We start from the raw sequence: 16,868 nt of genomic DNA, 5'->3' as shown, positions 1-16,868 counted from the left end.
TCTCAGGTCACGATCTGCGGGACCGGTCTTGGCGGGGCCGGATCTGTGGGGCCGGTCCCGTCTGGTCCCGATCTGCGGGCTCGGTCTTGTCTGGTCCGGATCTGCGGGGCCGGTCCCGTCTGGTCCCGATCTGCGGGCTCGGTCCCGATCTGCGGATCGACCGGTCGGGTTGCGCTGCACATCGGGACGGGCTCCGCAGATCGGGCGGGTTCAGACGTCGGATTGCGCTGCACATCCGGACAGGCTCCGCAGATCGGGACGGGCTCCGCAGATCGGGCGGGCTCAGGAGTCGCGGTGCGCGCCCGCCGACGGCGTGACGGTGAAGACAACCGGGGCGGTGAAACCGGATGCGGCGAACGTGGCGTTCACGGCATCCGTCACCTGCTGCACCGAGTCCTGCTCGATCAGCGCGATCGCGGCGCCGCCGAAACCGCCGCCGGTCATCCGCGCGCCGATCGCGCCGGCGGCGAGGGCTGCCTCGACCGCGGTGTCGAGCTCGGGCACGGAGATCTCGAAGTCGTCGCGCATCGAGGCGTGCGAAGCGACGAGCAGGTCGCCGATCGCACGGGCACCGTCTTCGCGCAGCACCCGCACCGTGTCGAGCACGCGCTGGTTCTCGGTGACCACGTGCCGCACGCGGCGGAACGTGACGTCGTCCATGAGCTCCTCGGCGCGAGGCAGGTCGCCGACCGAGACGTCGCGCAGGCTCGGCACGCCCATGATGGCGGCTCCCCGCTCGCACGCGGCGCGGCGCTCGCGGTAGCCGCCGGTGGAGTGGGCGTGCGTGACGCGGGTGTCCATCACGAGGATCGCAAGACCGGCCTCGGCGATCCCGACGGGCACGAGCACGGCGTCGAGCGAGCGGCAGTCGAGGAAGATGGCGGCATCGGGCTCACCGAGCATCGAGGCCATCTGATCCATGATGCCGGTCGGGGCGCCGACGGCCTCGTTCTCGGCACGGCGGCCGATCCGCGCGAGGGCCGTGCGGTCGAGCCCGGCGGCCCAGAGGTCGTTCAGCGCGGATGCCGTCGCACCCTCGATCGCGGCGGACGATGAGAGCCCTGCGCCCACCGGGACGTCGGAGGTGATCGCGATGTCGAGTCCGCGGCCTTCCGCACCGGCCTGACGCAGCGCCCAGGCGACTCCGAGCGGATATGCGGCCCATTCGGGCACGCGCGGGGCGGTGCCGGTCGGGGTGGGGAACAGCGCGTCGAGCTCGTCGAGGGCGACCTCGACCGGCTCGTCGGCGAACGTGGATGCGACACACACGCGACCCAGGCCGTCGTCACGGACCCCGACGGCCGCGTAGGTGCGGTGGGGGATCGCGAACGGCAGCACGAAACCGTCGTTGTAGTCGGTGTGCTCGCCGATAAGGTTCACGCGCCCAGGAGCCGACCAGACGCCGTCGGGAGTGCGGCCGGTGAGGTCGGTGAAAAGGGCGGTCGCCTGCGCGGCGGTGGTGGGGGTCATGCGGATGCCTCGTCTGCGGTGTCTGCTGCGGTGTCTGCGGTGTCTGCGGTGTCTGCGGTGTGTGCGGTGTCCGTGGTGTCTGTGGTGTGTGCGGTGTGTTCGGTGTGTGCGGTGCGGAGTGCGTCGCCGTGGGCGGCGTCGGCCTTCGCGATCGCCTCGCGGATGCGGGCGGCGCCCTGCTCGGGGGTGACCTCGGCGGCCCAGGCCCACATCGCGGCTTCGGATCCGGCGAGGAACTTGAGCTTGTCGGCGGCGCGGCGGGGGCTGGTCAGCTGCAGGTGCAGGCGCACGCTGTCGCGCCCCACGTGGACGGGGGCCTGGTGCCACGCCGCGATGTACGGGGTCGGGGTGTCGTAGAGCGCATCGACGCCGCGCAGCAGGCGCAGGTAGAGGGGCGCGAGCTCATCGCGCTCGGCCTCGGTCGTCTCGGCGAAGTCCGCGACGTGGCGGTGCGGCATCAGGTGCACCTCGAGGGGCCACCGCGCGGCGAAGGGCACGAAGGCGGTCCAGTGCTCGCCGCGGAACACGACCCGCTCCGAGGCCTGCTCGGACTCGAGGATGTGCTGGAACAGGTCGGGGGCGGTGCGGTCGATCGAGTCGAGCAGTCGTGTGGTGCGGGGTGTGACGTACGGGTAGGCGTAGATCTGACCGTGCGGGTGGGGCAGGGTGACGCCGATCGCCTCGCCGCGGTTCTCGAACGGGAAGATCTGCTCGATGCCGGGGAGCTGCGAGAGAGCGGCGGTGCGGTCGGCCCAGGCCTCGATGACCGTGCGCGCGCGGGTGACGGACTGCGTGCCGAAGGATCCGGTGTGCTCGGGGCTGAAGCACACGACCTCGCAGCGACCGACCGAGGTGCGCGTGCGCCCGAGTCCGAGGGCCGCGAGATCGTCGAGGCCGCGCGGGGCATTGGATGCCTCGGGAGCGGAGCCGACCGCCTCGGCCAGCGCGGGGCCGAACGCGGGGGAGCGGTTCTCGAACACGGCGACGTCGTACATCGACGGCACCTCCGACGGGTTCGTCGCGGACTGCGGGGCCAGCGGGTCGGCATCGGCGCTGGGCATCATGACGCGGTTCTGACGGTTCGCGGCGACCGTGATCCAGTCGCCGGTCAGCACGTCGAGGCGCATCGTGGCGGTGGCGCCGCGCGGGTCGAGCGTGCGGGAGTCTACCGCGCGCTCGGCGCCGAGCGTCGTGTCGGGGTCGTCGAAGTAGATCAGCTCGCGGCCGTCGGCGAGGGTCGTCGCGCGCTTGGTGATCCCCGCGGAGAGGGTCTCGGTTCGCAACTCAGGCAATTCGTGCGTGTTCACGTAAACATGGTACGCACAGGGCCGTGGTAACGTCAACACTGCTGAGTTGTGGACGCGACGCGGGGGTGAGTGGGATGGGCGACGACCCGCTGCGCGCGCCGGATGCCCCGCGACGTCGCCGCCCTGCATCGGGGCGCGTCTCGATGGCGATGGTCGCGTCTCGCGCGGGCGTGTCGGGACAGACCGTCTCGCGCGTCGTCAACGACAGTCCGCGGGTCGATCCTGCGACCCGAGAGCGTGTCGAGACCGCGATGGCCGAGCTCGGCTACCGGCCCCACCGTGCGGCGCGCGCGCTGCGCACCGGCCGTTCGCAGACCATCGGTCTCGTCGTCACCACGCTCGCCACGGTCGGCAACTCGCGGATGCTGCAGGCCACCGCCGAGGCGGCCGCCGAACGCGGATACGCGCTCACGCTCGTGACGGCCGGCGCCAGCGCGTCGACCACCGCAGAACGCGTCGGCGTCCCTGCGAGCGGCAACGGTTCCGGCGACACCGTCGCCGACGCGTTCGAGCGGCTCGTGGAACAGGAGGTCGACGGCGCGATCGTGCTCAACGAGGCGTCGGCGCTCGTTCCCGCGGCCGACCGGCCCGCAGGTCTCCGGCTCGTCGTGGTCGATGCCCCGGGCGCCGCCGACCTCGCGGTCGTGCACAGCGACCATGTCGGAGGGGCCGCGGTCGCGACCGCGCATCTTCTCGAGATCGGGCACGCGACCGTCCACCACCTCGCGGGACCGGCCGACTCGTTCGCCGCGGGCGAGCGCGAGCGGGGATGGCGCGACACCCTCGTCGCCGCGGGTGTGCAGCCGCCGCCGATCGTGCGCGGAGACTGGACCGCAGAGGCGGGGTTCCTCGCCGGAGACGCGGTGCTCACCGCATCCGCCGTCTTCTGCGCCAACGACCAGATGGCGCTGGGGCTGCTGCGGGCGCTCGCCGACGCCGGGCGCCGAGTGCCGGAGGACGTCAGCGTGATCGGCTTCGACGACGTGCCGGATGCCGCGAACTACCGCCCCCCGCTGACCACGATCCGGCAGGACTTCACGGCTCTCGCGCATCGCGCCGTGAGCCTGCTCGTCGCCGAGATCGAGGGTGCGCCGGAGCCTGAGGCATCCGCCGTCGTTCCGACCCTGCTCATCGAGCGCGCCAGCACCCGCTGACCCGTCCTCGGGCGCCGCGGTCGCACCCGTTCCCCGCGTCCGTCGGTGTCGCGTCTGTCGGCCCGCGGCCGTCTCCGAAGCCGTCGCATCCGTCTCCCCCGTCGCATCCGTCTCCGTCTCGGTCTCCGTCTCCCCGTATCCGTCTCCGTCGTGGTGCGGGGTCAAAAGTGCACCGGGCCTGCGGTCGGGGTCAGTTCGGCATCGGAAACGGCGGTTTCGGGTGCGTAAGCGGCCCCGCCTGGAGCGGGGGGTGCGTAAGTGGGGCCGCAGGGCGCTGCATCCGGACTCGTTCTCCCGCGTCCGTCGCTGTCGCTGTCGCTGTCGCCGCCGCCGCTGTCGTCGTCGACGTCGCCGTCGCCGTCGCCGCCGTCGCGGTGCGGGGTCAAAAGCGCACCGGGCCTGTGGTCGGGGTCAGTTCGGCATCGGAAACGGCGGTTTCGGGTGCGTAAGTGGCCCCGCGTGCGCGGCGGGTGCGTAAGTGGCCCCGCCTGGTGCGGCGGATGCGTAAGTGGCCCCGCCTGGAGCGGCGGGTGCGTAAGTGGCCCCGCGTGGCACCCGCACCACCCGCACCCGGCCCCGCTCCCGCACCGGCTGAGATCAGGCGGGAGGCGCCGACGATTGCCTGGCGTGCATCGTCGGGCTCAGCGACACCCGATGCACGGGACGCGACGGATCGGCGATGCGCTTGGCGAGAAGGTCGATCGCGGCGGCACCGACGGCGGCACGCGGCGGGCTGACCGCGCTGAGTGCCGGTGTGAACAGCTGGGCGACCTCGTCGTCGTAGGCGACGACCGAGAGATCGTCGGGCACCGAGAGCCCACGGTTCAGCGCGATGTCTATGAACGCCATCGCCTCGGGGTCGGAATGGATGAGCAGCCCCGTCACTCCGGCGTCGAGCGCCTTGTCGATGGCGGCGTTGACGGCGGTCGCGAAGCCCGGCCCGTTGCGGTCGGGGAAGAGGCTCTCGAAATGGTCGGCCGGGGCCAGGCCCAGTTCCTCGCAGGCGCTCGCCCACCCGGTGAGGATCTTGCGGCCTGTGGGCGACTCCCGCGACAGGATGAGTCCGATCCGGCGGTGGCCGAGACTCGCGAGGTGGCGGGCGGCGAGAATGGCGCCCAGGGCGTGGTCGGTGGTCACATTCTCGACGGGGGCGCGATCGGGAAGGACCACGGCATCGCGCTCGACGAACACCGAGGGGATGCCGGAGGCGTCGAGCCACTGCACCACGTCCTGCGCGTGGGTGACATCGGGGTTGGGCGCCACGATGAGGCCCCGGATGTCGTCGGCGGCGAGGAGTCGCTCGAGCACCGGGCGCTCGTCCTGCAGCTCGTACGAGGCTCCGCGCAGCACCAGGCGGAGGCCGCGTGTGCGTGCCTCGGCTTCCATCCCCCGCACGACACCGGGCCAGTAGTAGGCGAGCGACGGCACCAGCACGCCGATCGCGCCGCCGGTCCGAGCCGGTCCGGGCGCCGCGGCATCCGGAACCTGAGCCGGCACGGCACCTCCGTGTACACGCTCGAGGCGACCTTCCTCCTCGAGCTGCTGCAGGTCACGGCGCAGGGTCACCGGGGCGACGCCCAGCTCTTCGGTGAGGCGCGAGACCCGCACGATCCCGTCGCGTTCGAGGGCGGCGAGGATGTGCGCGTGACGCGCAGGCGCCAGCGGAGCGTGCTGCTGATCGGTCATCTGTCGTCCTCGCTGTCACCCGTTCCCGGGGTGGCGTCGTCTCTTTCTACCGTGATCCACGCTGTACCGTGCGCGCTCACGTCCAGTTCGATGCGGGTGAGTCGTTCGCCCCAGACGTCGCTGAGCATCGGGTCGTCGAGCACACGCACCGTATGGGCGGAGCGGATGCCGGCGGGCCAACGGATCACGACGGGCGTCGCCCCGTCGAGCGGCACGACACGAACGCCGTCGTCGACGGCGGACACGGCGCCGGCGACGACGACGTTGAGCGTGGTGGGCCGATCCGACGCCGGTGCGTCCCGCTCGTCGGACACCCGGACGATTCCGCTCGCACGGTCGAGGGTGGCGGTGCGCCGCCACGTGACCCCGTCGACCTCATAGGCGCTGGCGAGCCCGAGGGCCAACGACGAGACGGCATCCGTCACCGAGACGTCGACGTCGGATGCGCGGAACTCGCGCCCCGGTGACTGATCTGCACCGGCGATCGTGGGGGTGTTGTGCCACGCGCTCTGCATCGTCCAGATCGAGTAGCGGTCGGGCCCGAAAGTGGCTTTCGTGTACGTCGGCCGCCCGGCATCGACGATCACGGGCACTCCGTCGGATGTCACGATGAACGAGCCGACGTCGTTGTGGTTGTGGTGCTCGGCGTTGTGCCCGCCCTTGATCACGAGGCCGAGCCCTGCAGCCGATCCCGCCCGTTCGCGGGCGAGCAGCACCTGGGTCGAGGGCAGCCACACATCCCGCGGAAGCGGGGAGGTGGCGGGAGCGGCGGCGAGCCAGTCGGCATCCGTCAGGGCCTGGACGAGACGCCCGAGACCTGCGGACTCCGACGGAGCCGCGTCGCGGTGCGAGGCGGCGTGTGCCGCGGCGTCCGCATCGCCGATCCGCCGGGCGGCCCGGTGCAGCGCGTGCCAGGGGAGATCGGCCGACGGGCGTGCCTGGCCGTCGGCGAGGTTGGCGTACCAGTCGCCGCCGAGGTGACAGCGGTGCGGAAACGCGACGGTCTCGCGCAGCCCGGCGAGGTCGGGGCGCGGTCGGTCGGTCGCGTACTCGAGCAGGTCGAGCGCCTCGAGCGCACGGCAGGCACCGTTCCACCAGTACGAATACCCCTCGTCGATCGCACCGTCGTCGGGCAGTGCGACGAGGTAGCGGTCGAGCCCCTCGACGACCAGGTCGATGATGCGGTCGGGGTGGTCATGCAGCTGCACGGCCGCGGTGAGCACCGACGAGTGGATCCACGGGTTCCAATTGTGCACGTCGCCGTCGAGGCCCAGCCAGTGCCAGTCGCGGCGGTCGACGAAGGGCCGGAAGACGCGCATCTGCGCCTCATGGCGGATGCGGGAGCGGATGCCGGGGGCGCGCGCATCGAGCTGGGTGCCGAGCACGTGATCGATCCAGGCGAGCTGGGCGACGGTCTCTCCGGCGCCGAGGTCGAGGAAGGGGTCGGCCACCGTCGCCAGCACGCTGCCGTGTCGGTCGAACGTGTCATCGTGGGCGGGCCAGCACCACGAGCTCTGCTCGCACAGCAGCTGCACACCGTCGACGACCTCATCGATCCAGTGGTCGTCGAGGGTCACGGCTGCGGCGACGACGGCTCGGCTGAGTCGGTGCTGGCGGGCGAAGGCCGGGTTCTCCCAGGCGACCCGGTCGCCGTCGCGGTGCACCCGCGCCGCCTGGCTGGCGAGGGGCTGAGGCCAGGGTGTGCCGAGATCGGCGGTGGCACGTCGACGCAGATCTGCCGCATCGATGTGCGACCAGGCGGTGCGATCATCGGCGGTCGGCGCGGGGAGCGTGTTCACGCACTCAGCCTAGCTGATCGAAAATGATCGATCTAGTAGTATTTGAGTCTTGTCTTGATCGAAATGCGATGATAATCTCCCAACGATCGCAATGAGACGGCATCCGTCGCGGTCCACCTCGAAGCAGTCTTCAAAGGAGAACCCTGTGACGTACGAGCGCACCGGCGCAGCGCCCGCGGCGAGCCCCCGTGACACGGAGTGGTCTCGTGACGACCTGCTCGCGTACGCCGACCGCCTGCTCGCCGGAGCCCGTCCGTGGGCCTCCGAGAACGGTGCCCGCATCACGCTCCCCGGTGCGTCGGGCGGATACGGCATCGACGTCGACGGCCTCGAGGGGTTCGTGCGCACCTTCCTGCTGGCGGGCTTCCGTATCGCCGGCGCACGCGGCGAAGGCGTCGACGATCTCATCGACTTCTACTCCCGCGGCATCGTCGCAGGCGTCGATCCTGAGAGCCCCGACCGGTGGGTGCGTCTCGACGAGCACGCACAGGCCAAGGTCGAAGCGGCATCCATCGCCCTGATCCTCGACATGACACGTCCCTGGATCTGGGATCGCCTCGACGCGATCACGCGGCAGCGCCTGATCGACTACCTCGCCCCCGTCGTGGGCGACGACAGCTATCCGAAGAACAACTGGCTGTGGTTCCGTGTCGTGGTGCAGACCTTCCTGCGCTCGGTGGGCGGACCGTGGTCTCAGGCCGACATCGATCAGGACCTGGCGCAGCACGACTCCTTCCTCCGTGAGGGGGGCTGGATCTCCGACGGAGACGACCGCTCGTACGACCACTACGTCGGCTGGGCGCTGCATCTCTACCCTGTGCTGTGGTCGCGAATGCAGGGCGCCACCGAGCTCGCGGGCGGTCGGACCGCGGGCGATCTCGCCCGCCTCGACACCTTCCTGCAGGATGCGATCGCCCTCGTCGGTGTCGACGGGTCTCCGCTGATCCAGGGCCGCAGCCTCGTATACCGCTTCGCGGCGGCGGCTCCCTATTGGGCGGGTGTCATCGCCGAGGTCCCGTCGGTTCCGGCCGCGCAGCTGCGGCGTGCGGCCTCCTCCATCGTCCGCCACTTCGCAGAGAACGGCGTCCCGAACGACCAGGGACTCCTCGACCTCGGGTGGCACGACGAGTGGCGCCGGCTCGCGCAGAACTACTCGGGCACGGGCTCGCCGTACTGGGCGGCGAAGGGACTGCTCGGCATCGCCCTTCCCGCAGACCACCCGGTCTGGGCGGCACCCGCCGAGCCACTGCCGGTCGAGAGCGCAGACGTCCTCCGGGTCGTCGAGGCCCCGGCATGGATCATCTCCGCGACGGCCGACGACGGCATCGCCCGGGTGATCAACCACGGATCCGACCACGCGCGCCCCGGCGACCTCGTCGGCGACTCCCCGCTCTACGCCCGTCTCGGCTACTCGACCGCCGCGAGCCCGCTGCTGAACGGCGACGCCTGGGCCGAGCCCCTCGAGCAGTCGGTCGCGCTGCTGCATGCCGACGGGCGTGCGACGCATCGAGCGGGCATGCGCGTGCACGGCATCCGTCACGACGGTGCCGCCGCCGTCGCCGGGTCGCAGGCGACCGCGCACTGGATCGCCCCCGCCACCACTCAGACCCGGCACGGCTCCGGCATCACCGGCGAGGTCGACATGGCGGGCACCGTCACCACCTGGTCGGTCGTACGAGGTGCGTGGGAGGTGCGGTGCGTGCGCATCGACGGGATCGAGGCGGATGCCGCGCCCACGGCCCTGCGCATCGGCGGGTGGGCGCTCGCCGCGGACATCGTCGACGACACGGTCTCGGAGAACACCGCCTCGTCGTCTGCCCTCGGACGCGTCAGCACGATCGCCGCACTCACCCCCGGGGGCATCCCCTCGGTCGAGGTCCGCCGCGATGCGAGTCCGCTCGGCGCTGCGGCATCCGTGCCCGTGATCACCTGTCCGGTCGTCGTCGGGGAGTGGATCGTGACAGCCGTGCACCTGTCCGACCACGCGCCGACCTCCGCTCCCTCCGTCCGCATCGACGGCGTCGACATCGCCGTGGTCTGGCCTGATTCCCTCACCACCGAACACCGGCTCGCCTGAGTCGCACCCGACCCGTCCTGGGTACCCGCAATTGCAAAGGAGCAGTATCCCCATGAACCGAAAGATCCTCGCAGCCGGCAGTATCGCCGCCGTCGCGGCGCTCGCCCTGGCCGGCTGCTCCGGCGGCACCGACGCCGGAGCGAACACCGACCCCGATGCCCCTGTCACGCTCACCCTGTCGGGGTGGAGCATCGACACGACTCCCGAGTTCCAGACGCTCGCCGACGCCTTCACGGAGGACCACCCCAACGTCACGGTCGAGCTCAAGGAGTACGACCCGACCGAGTACAACACGCTCGTCACCGCAGACCTCGCCGCAGGGTCGGGCCCCGACATCATCACGCAGAAGGAGGTCAAGTACGTCACGACCTTCCAGGAGGGCGGTCAGCTTCTCGACGTGTCCGACGTGAAGCTGCCCGACGGCATCAGCGGCACGGACTCCTACGAGGTCGACGGTGCCGCCTATGCGGTGCCGTACCGCCAGGACTCCTGGGTGCTCTTCTACAACAAGACCCTCTTCGAGGCGGCGGGCGTCGACCAGCCCGACGGCTCGTGGACCTGGGACGACTACGCGGACGCGGCGGAGGCCCTCACCACCGACACGGCCAAGGGTGCGTACCTGCACCGCTGGCAGTCGACGGTTCAGGGCTTCGCGAACGCGCAGACCGGCACGAGCGTGCTCGACGGCGACTTCAGCGACATGACCGACTACTACGACAGCGCGCTGGCCCTGCAGGACGCAGGCAGCCAGGTCGACTTCAACACCTCGACAGCCAACCAGCTCACCTACCAGGGCGAGTTCGGCACCCAGAAGGCCGCGATGATGCTGATGGGCACGTGGTACACCGCCACCCTCATCGCCCAGCAGGCATCGGGCGAGGCGAATGACTTCGAGTGGGGCATCGCCCCCGCCCCGCAGCTCGACGAGAAGACCACCGGCACCGACAACACGCCGGTGACGTTCGGTGACCCGACCGGCTTCGGCATCAACGCGAACATCGACTCCGCGAAGGTCGACGCCGCCAAGCAGTTCCTCGAGTTCGCCGCATCGGAGAAGGCCGCGCAGGCGCTCGCCGAGATCGGGATCACCCCGGCACTCACGAACGACGCCGTCGTCGACTCCTACTTCGGGGTCGAGGGAGCGCCGACCGACGATCTGTCGAAGTTCGCCTGGTCGACGCATGAGGTTCTGCCGGAGAACCCGACGTCGAACAAGACGGCCACGATCCAGGGCATCCTCGCCGATCTGCACACGGCGGTCATGTCGGGCTCGTCGTCGGTCGACGACGCCGTCAAGACGGCCGAAGACCGAGTGAAGAACGAGGTCGGCTGACCCACTCGGGGGCCGGCCGCCCCGGCCGGCCCCCGACACCGACCTCGCGCAGCATCCAGGAGACGAGAGACATGACCACGACAGAGGCCCCGCGCCAGAGCGAAGCGCCGCCGCAGGCGCCGCCGACCCGCCGCCGTTCGGCACTGCGTCGCCGCAACGCCCTGATCGGCTGGAGCTTCATCCTGCCGAACTTCCTCGGATTCGGGTTCCTGACCCTTCTTCCGGTGCTGATCCTCTTCTACATGGCGTTCACGAACTGGAACGTCTTCGGCAAGGCCGATTGGGTGGGATTCGCGAACTTCCAGCGCCTGCTCGGCGACGGCAGCTTCCATATCGCGTTCTGGAACACCATCTACTACTCGGTACTGCACATCCCGCTGACGATCGTCGTCTCGCTGGGTCTGGCGCTGCTGCTCAACAACAAGCTCCGCGGCGTCGCGTTCTTCCGCACCGCGGCATTCTTCCCCTACATCACGTCGATCGTCGCGATCGCGGTGGTGTGGAACCTGCTCTTCAGCCCCGACTACGGCCCCATCAACGAGGTGCTCAGAGCGATCGGCATCTCCGCGCCCCCAGGGTGGCTCACGTCATCCGAGTGGGCGATTCCCGCCGTCGTGATCGTGAGCACGTGGCGTGACATGGGCTACTACATGATCCTCTTCCTCGCAGGGCTCCAGACCGTGCCGCGTGAGCTGCACGAAGCGGCACGCGTCGACGGCGCCGGCGTCTGGCAGCGCTTCGTCAACATCACGATCCCCTCGCTTCGACCCACGATGTTCTTCGTCACGGTGATGCTCACCATCAACTCGTTCAAGATCTTCGACCTGATCCTCGTCATGACAGACGGGGGACCCGGACAGTCGACCCTCGTGCTGTCGCAGTTCATCTACAAGAAGGGTTTCGAGGAGTCGCAGTTCGGCTACGCCTCGGCCGCAGCCGTCGCGCTGTTCTTCCTCTGCATCCTCGTGACCATCGGCCAGTTCCTCTGGAACAAGAAGCGGAGCGCATGATGACCGAGACCCAGGTCCTCGTCACCGGAGGCACGCTGCGCAAGCTCAGCGCCCCCGCTCCCGTCGGACGTACCCGATCCCGGCTCACGATCGGTCGCACCCTCGGCTACATCGCGCTGATCATCGCGGCGATCGGCCTCCTCGCGCCGTTCTTCTGGATGGTCATGAGCTCGCTGAAGAACGCCAACGAGGTGTTCTCAGTGCCCGTCGTCTGGGTGCCGGAGACGTTCGTGTGGCAGAACTACATCGACATCTGGACGAAGTCGAACATGCTCGTCTGGATCCGCAACACCCTGTTCCTGGCCGTCAGCGTGACGTTCCTGCAGGTGCTCACCGGGTCGTTCGCCGCCTATGGCTTCGCGCGGATGAAGTTCGCCGGTCGCGACATCCTGTTCCTCGTCTACATCGGCACGATCGCGGTGCCGTGGCAGTCGTACATGATCCCGCAGTTCATCCTGCTGTCGAATCTGAAGGTGTCGAACACGCTCTGGTCGATCATCCTGCTCCAGGCCTTCGGTGCCTTCGGCGTGTTCCTCATGAAGCAGTACTACGAGACGATCCCCGAGGAGCTCAGCGAGGCCGCGCGGCTCGACGGTCTCAGCGAGTACGCCATCTGGCGCCGCATCATGCTGCCGCTGTCGATCCCCGCCATCGCCAGCCTCACCCTGCTCACATTCGTGAACACCTGGAACGACTACCTCGGTCCGCTGATCTACCTGCGAAACCCCGACCTGTGGACGATCCAGCTCGGCCTCAAGAGCTTCGTCTCGAACCTCTTCGACACGAACTACGCACTGCTGTTCGCCGGACTCACGATCTCGGTGCTCCCCATCGCGATCATCTTCCTGCTCGGGCAGAAGTACTTCGTCGAGGGCATCGCCACCAGCGGACTGAAGGGCTGAGCGATGAAGCGCATCTCGCACGACGCGTGGGCCTCGATCCTCGGAGTCGTCTACCTGGGCCTGATGGTGAACTTCCTCGTGCTCGTCACGGCCTCCCCGCTCGTGGTGCTGCTGATCACCACCGACCCTGCACTGTCGTGGCCGCTCCTGACGCTCGCGGCACCGCTGGCCGCGCCGGCGCTGACCGGAGCGTTCACCGCATTCCGTGAGCACGGCCGCGGCGAACCGCAGGTGGTGCGCTCCTTCCTCCGCGGCTGGAAGGCGACGGCCCGCAAGGCCATGCTGATCGGCGCGGCGGCCACGGCATCCGTCGTCGTGCTGCTCGTCGATGTGCGAGCCGTCTCGGAATCGGCGGCATCCGTCATGATCGTGCCGGTGCTGGCGCTGCTCACGGTGATCGCGGTGGCCACCGCCCTGGTGGCGCTCGTCGCTCTGGCAGAGGCGCCCGGTGCGCGGATGCGCGACATCGTCAGAGCCGTGCTGTACCTCTGCGTGCGGCGGTGGTATCTCACGGCGCTCTCCCTCGCCGTGCTCGGCGTGCAGATCGGACTCTTCACCACCATGCCCGCGATCGCGATCGGTCTGACCTGCGCGCCTGCGCTGTATGTGGCGTGGGCGAACAGTCGGTTCACTCTCCGCCCCGTGCTCGACATCGAAGCGGTGCTCGACGTCGAAGGAGTGCGCGCGTGACGGTCCGCACGGCGATGAGTCCCGACGTCTTCGATCTGCTCTTCGACGACGCGCGCCTCACGCGACTGCGGGCACTGGCGACATCGCCCCGGCTCGCGATCGACGAGGGCGATCTCAGCGACACCGAGATCCTGCTCACCTCGTGGGGTGCCCCGCGTCTCGACGCGGAGCTCCTCGACCGGATGCCGCGACTGCGCGCCGTGGTGCATGCCGCGGGCAGCGTGCAGCAGCTCGTCTCCGACGATCTGTGGCGCCGCGACATCACCGTGACCTCGGCAGCCGACGCCAACGCGGTGCCGGTCGCCGAGTACACCTTCGCCGCGATCATCCTCGCCTTCAAGCGCGCCTTCGTGCACATGCGCTCGCCGTCCACGGTGCTCGAGTGGCGTGATCTGGTGGGCTCCACGCGGTACGGCAGCGTCGGCCGGACCGTCGGCGTCGTCGGCTTCTCGAGGATCGGACGCAGGGTGGTGCGGATGCTGGGGCAGCTCGACGACATCCGCATCCTCGTCGCCGACCCCTTCGTCTCGCCGCAGACCGTGGCCGCCGCCGGGGCGGAACTGCTGCCCCTCGGCGAGATGCTCGGACAGGTGGACGTTCTGTCGTTGCACGCACCCGCGCTGCCCGAGACCCGGCACATGATCGGCGCGGCGGAGCTGGCGGCGCTCCGTGACGGCGCCACGATCATCAACACCGCACGCGGCTGGATCCTCGATCACGAGGCGCTGCTCGCCGAGTGCGGGTCGGGACGACTGGATGCCGTGCTCGACGTCACCGAACCCGATCCGCTGCCGTTCGATTCGGCGCTGCGCGGGCTGCCGAACGTCGCGCTCACCCCGCACATCGCCGGCTCCATGGGGACCGAGGCTCGGCGGCTCGCCGATTCGGCCCTCGACGACGTCGAGGCGCTGTTGCATGGCGGTGTGCCGTCACAGGTGATCACGCGAGTGGACATGGAGCTGAGCGCATGAGCGAGGCCGTCGATCCGCGGGAGTTCTCGCCCTGGGACTTCTGGCGCGATGCCGACCGGTCCCAGCGCGAGGAGCAGCTCGAGCGTCAGCGCGTGCTCACCGAGGGGTACCCCGAGCGCCGGCTCGGTGAACGGTGCTTCATCTCGCACCTCGCGTCGGTCGACCACGACGTGCTTCGGCTCGGCGATCGCACGTACATCGCTGCCGGGGCGTACCTGTCGGGTGAGCTCGCGGCGGGCGCCGACTGCAGCATCAACCCGTACACCGTCATCCGCGGGAGGGTGACTCTCGGCGATGCCGTCCGCATCGGCGCGCACACCTCGATCCTGGGATTCAACCACTCGATGGAGCCCGGCACGCCCGTGTTCCGGCAGCCGCTGACCTGCAGGGGCATCGTGGTCGGCGATGACGTGTGGATCGGGTCGCACGCCGTGATCCTCGACGGGGTCTGCGTCGGCTCGCACGCGGTCATCGCGGCGGGCGCCGTGGTCACCAAGGACGTGCCGGCAGGCGCGATCGTCGCAGGAAACCCCGCGCGCTTCCTGCGCTGGCGCGTCGAACCGGTCGGTGCTGCGTCCTCGCCGGGCGCCGGTGCCGGGCCTGCGCTCGAGGTCTCGGAGGATGCGGGACACGCCGCGACGGTCGGGGGTGGCCGGGGTGTCGTGGATGGAGTCGGAGCCGCGGGCGGCCCGGGAGCCGCGGGCGGCCCGGGAGCCGCGGATGGCGTGGGCGGCCTCGGCGAGCGGCTGGCTCGGTTCGGAGTCCGGGCGCGCGCGGATGCGGCCTCGCTGCTGGCCCGATCGTGGAGTGACGAGGACGGGCTGTTCATCGATCGCCCCGGCGCCGCTGCGACCATCAGGGCGCAGGCAGATGCCGTCGAGATCGCCGATCTGCTGACGGGCGCCGCACCGCCGCAGCTCTCCGTCGACGAGCAGATCCGGCGTCTGCATGCCTGGCAGAACCCGTCGACCGGTGCCGTCGCGCCTCTCGACGCTGACGGGCGCCAGAGATCTGGGGTCGACTTCTCCGACGGTGATGCGGCCTATCACGTGCTGAGTACGGGGTACGGCCTCGATCTGCTCGGATCGAGGTTCCCCGCAGCGCTCACCTGGGTGACCCAGGCCACACCCGACAGCGTCGTGGCGTTCTGCCGGCGCCTGCCCTGGGCATCGGATGCCTGGACCGCAGGGCACCACATCGACGGCTTCGGCACGGCACTGCTGTGGACCGGAAAGGCCGGCATCCCGGTCCCCGACGGGGTGGTGGAGGCGCTGTTCGGCTGGCTGCTGCTGAACGCGGACCCGGATACGGGCATGTGGGGTTCCCCCACGCCGGACCGGGGGCTCCTGCCTGTCGTGAACGGTTTCTACCGGGCCTCGCGAGGCACCTTCGCGCAGTTCGGGGTGCCGTTGCCGCACCCTGAGCGGGTGATCGACACTGTGCTCAGGCATGCCGAAGACCCTCGCTGGTTCGCGCCGGGCATGCGCAACGCGTGCAACGTGCTCGACGTGGCGCACCCGCTGTGGCTGACCCGCGGCACGGGTCACCGCTCGGCCGAGGTGCAGAGCCTCGCAGCGCGCCTGCTGTCCGGCGCGCTCGAGGCGTGGGGGCCGGGGGAGGGCTTCGGCTTCCGTGAGTCGTCTGCGGCGACCCGCGGTCTCGCAGAGACGGAGCCGGGCCTGCAGGGCACCGAGATGTGGCTCGCGATCGTCTGGTATCTCGCGGACATCCTCGGGATCGCAGGCGAACTCGGCTACCAGCCGAGGGGCGTGCACCGTCCGGAACCGGCCGCGGACCTCGGGGCCGTGTCCCTCGGGTCCGCGGCCTTCGGGGCCGTATCCCTCGGGGCCGTATGAGCGCCGACGGCCCGCAGTCGGGGTCACTTCGGCATCCGCCGGCCGGTGCGGGGTCGATTCGGCATCCGCCCCACCCCCGCCCGCGGTGCGGGGTCACTTTCGCACCCCTCCGCCGGTGCGGGGTCAGTTTCGCACCCGTATCGGGCGATTCGGATGCGTTTTCGACCCCGCACCGGTACGGGGTCACTTTCGCAGCCGCCCGCGGTGCGGGGTCAGTTTCGCACCCATATCGGGCGACTCGGATGCGTTTTCGACCCCGCACGGGTACGGGGTCAGTTTCGCAGCCGCCCGCGGTGCGGGGTCACTTTCGCACCCGCGCCACCCCCCTCGGTCGGTGCGGGGTCACTTTCGCAGCCCTCGGTCGGTGCGGGGTCACTTTCGCACCCGTATCGGGCGATTCGGATGCGTTTTCGACCCCGCACCGGTACGGGCACCCACCACGCACCCACCGGGCACCCGCCGGGCACCCACCACGCACCCACCACGCACCCACCACGCGCCCACCACGCACGCCGCACCCCCAGGAGAGCGTTTTCCGCGTCTTCTTGCATCCCGCCCCCCGGCATGGCATGCTGTCGGAAAGCGCTTACCCGCTCAGTATCGCCCACACGAA

General features: G+C 70.1%; 12 protein-coding genes. 8 read left to right on the top strand and 4 right to left on the bottom strand.

The genetic code is table 11. The features are described 5' to 3' along the window. Positions 1 to 282: 282 nt before the first annotated feature. Both galK and galT read right to left on the bottom strand, forming a co-directional pair. Positions 283 to 1,470 (bottom strand): galactokinase, encoded by a 1,188-nt coding sequence (gene galK, locus DXT68_RS14590; RefSeq protein WP_045253640.1) that lies wholly within the window; start codon positions 1,468 to 1,470, stop codon positions 283 to 285. Continuing rightward, positions 1,467 to 2,777: a galactose-1-phosphate uridylyltransferase gene (gene galT / locus DXT68_RS14585; RefSeq protein WP_244268158.1), complete on the bottom strand. Its 1,311-nt coding sequence runs from the start codon at positions 2,775 to 2,777 to the stop codon at positions 1,467 to 1,469. The genes galK and galT overlap by 4 nt, the downstream gene beginning before the upstream one ends. 74 nt (positions 2,778 to 2,851) lie before the next feature. On the opposite strand from galT, the gene DXT68_RS14580 reads away from it, so the two are divergent. Next, complete coding sequence (locus DXT68_RS14580; protein WP_045253641.1) at positions 2,852 to 3,931, top strand: LacI family DNA-binding transcriptional regulator; 1,080 nt, start codon at positions 2,852 to 2,854, stop codon at positions 3,929 to 3,931. A gap of 597 nt (positions 3,932 to 4,528) precedes the next feature. Here the strand turns inward: DXT68_RS14580 and DXT68_RS14570 are convergent. Beyond that, entirely contained in the window at positions 4,529 to 5,617 is a 1,089-nt protein-coding gene (locus tag DXT68_RS14570; RefSeq protein WP_045253642.1) for a substrate-binding domain-containing protein, read from the bottom strand. Continuing rightward, entirely contained in the window at positions 5,614 to 7,416 is a 1,803-nt protein-coding gene (locus DXT68_RS14565; protein WP_045253643.1) for a heparinase II/III domain-containing protein, read from the bottom strand. Before DXT68_RS14565 ends, DXT68_RS14570 begins: the two co-directional genes overlap by 4 nt. A 145-nt stretch (positions 7,417 to 7,561) precedes the next feature. Between DXT68_RS14565 and DXT68_RS14560 the strand changes: the two genes are divergently transcribed. From DXT68_RS14560 to DXT68_RS17340, 7 genes are all read left to right on the top strand, one after another. After that, entirely contained in the window at positions 7,562 to 9,493 is a 1,932-nt protein-coding gene (locus DXT68_RS14560; RefSeq protein WP_045253644.1) for a DUF2264 domain-containing protein, read from the top strand. A 52-nt stretch (positions 9,494 to 9,545) separates the two neighbouring features. Next, positions 9,546 to 10,826 (top strand): ABC transporter substrate-binding protein, encoded by a 1,281-nt coding sequence (locus tag DXT68_RS14555; RefSeq protein ID WP_045253645.1) that lies wholly within the window; start codon positions 9,546 to 9,548, stop codon positions 10,824 to 10,826. Between the two features lie 71 nt (positions 10,827 to 10,897). Continuing rightward, positions 10,898 to 11,836 (top strand): carbohydrate ABC transporter permease, encoded by a 939-nt coding sequence (locus tag DXT68_RS14550; protein WP_045253646.1) that lies wholly within the window; start codon positions 10,898 to 10,900, stop codon positions 11,834 to 11,836. Beyond that, positions 11,836 to 12,738: a carbohydrate ABC transporter permease gene (locus DXT68_RS14545; protein ID WP_244268159.1), complete on the top strand. Its 903-nt coding sequence runs from the start codon at positions 11,836 to 11,838 to the stop codon at positions 12,736 to 12,738. The genes DXT68_RS14550 and DXT68_RS14545 overlap by 1 nt, the downstream gene beginning before the upstream one ends. 3 nt (positions 12,739 to 12,741) lie before the next feature. After that, positions 12,742 to 13,428, top strand: a complete 687-nt coding sequence (locus DXT68_RS14540) for a DUF624 domain-containing protein (protein ID WP_045253647.1) — start codon at positions 12,742 to 12,744, stop codon at positions 13,426 to 13,428. Continuing rightward, positions 13,425 to 14,399 (top strand): hydroxyacid dehydrogenase, encoded by a 975-nt coding sequence (locus tag DXT68_RS14535; protein ID WP_244268160.1) that lies wholly within the window; start codon positions 13,425 to 13,427, stop codon positions 14,397 to 14,399. The genes DXT68_RS14540 and DXT68_RS14535 overlap by 4 nt, the downstream gene beginning before the upstream one ends. Continuing rightward, the gene (locus DXT68_RS17340; RefSeq protein ID WP_045253648.1) at positions 14,396 to 16,255 is read left to right on the top strand and encodes an acyltransferase; all 1,860 of its coding nucleotides are present in this window, start codon (positions 14,396 to 14,398) and stop codon (positions 16,253 to 16,255) included. Before DXT68_RS14535 ends, DXT68_RS17340 begins: the two co-directional genes overlap by 4 nt. Positions 16,256 to 16,868: the final 613 nt, after the last annotated feature.

This window comes from Microbacterium foliorum (assembly GCF_003367705.1).
GTDB lineage: Bacteria > Actinomycetota > Actinomycetes > Actinomycetales > Microbacteriaceae > Microbacterium > Microbacterium foliorum.
Note: the sequence above shows the minus strand (reverse complement) of the source record. Positions and strands in the feature narration are given on the sequence as shown.

What these genes read in the sequence shown, in the direction of transcription:
- DXT68_RS14570 (WP_045253642.1), bottom strand. Translation starts at nt 5,617, where the DNA reads ATGACCGATCAGCAGCACGCTCCGCTGGCGCCTGCGCGTCACGCGCAC.
- DXT68_RS14540 (WP_045253647.1), top strand. Translation starts at nt 12,742, where the DNA reads ATGAAGCGCATCTCGCACGACGCGTGGGCCTCGATCCTCGGAGTCGTC.
- DXT68_RS17340 (WP_045253648.1), top strand. Translation starts at nt 14,396, where the DNA reads ATGAGCGAGGCCGTCGATCCGCGGGAGTTCTCGCCCTGGGACTTCTGG.
- galK (WP_045253640.1), bottom strand. Translation starts at nt 1,470, where the DNA reads ATGACCCCCACCACCGCCGCGCAGGCGACCGCCCTTTTCACCGACCTC.
- DXT68_RS14550 (WP_045253646.1), top strand. Translation starts at nt 10,898, where the DNA reads ATGACCACGACAGAGGCCCCGCGCCAGAGCGAAGCGCCGCCGCAGGCG.
- DXT68_RS14580 (WP_045253641.1), top strand. Translation starts at nt 2,852, where the DNA reads ATGGGCGACGACCCGCTGCGCGCGCCGGATGCCCCGCGACGTCGCCGC.
- DXT68_RS14545 (WP_244268159.1), top strand. Translation starts at nt 11,836, where the DNA reads ATGACCGAGACCCAGGTCCTCGTCACCGGAGGCACGCTGCGCAAGCTC.
- DXT68_RS14555 (WP_045253645.1), top strand. Translation starts at nt 9,546, where the DNA reads ATGAACCGAAAGATCCTCGCAGCCGGCAGTATCGCCGCCGTCGCGGCG.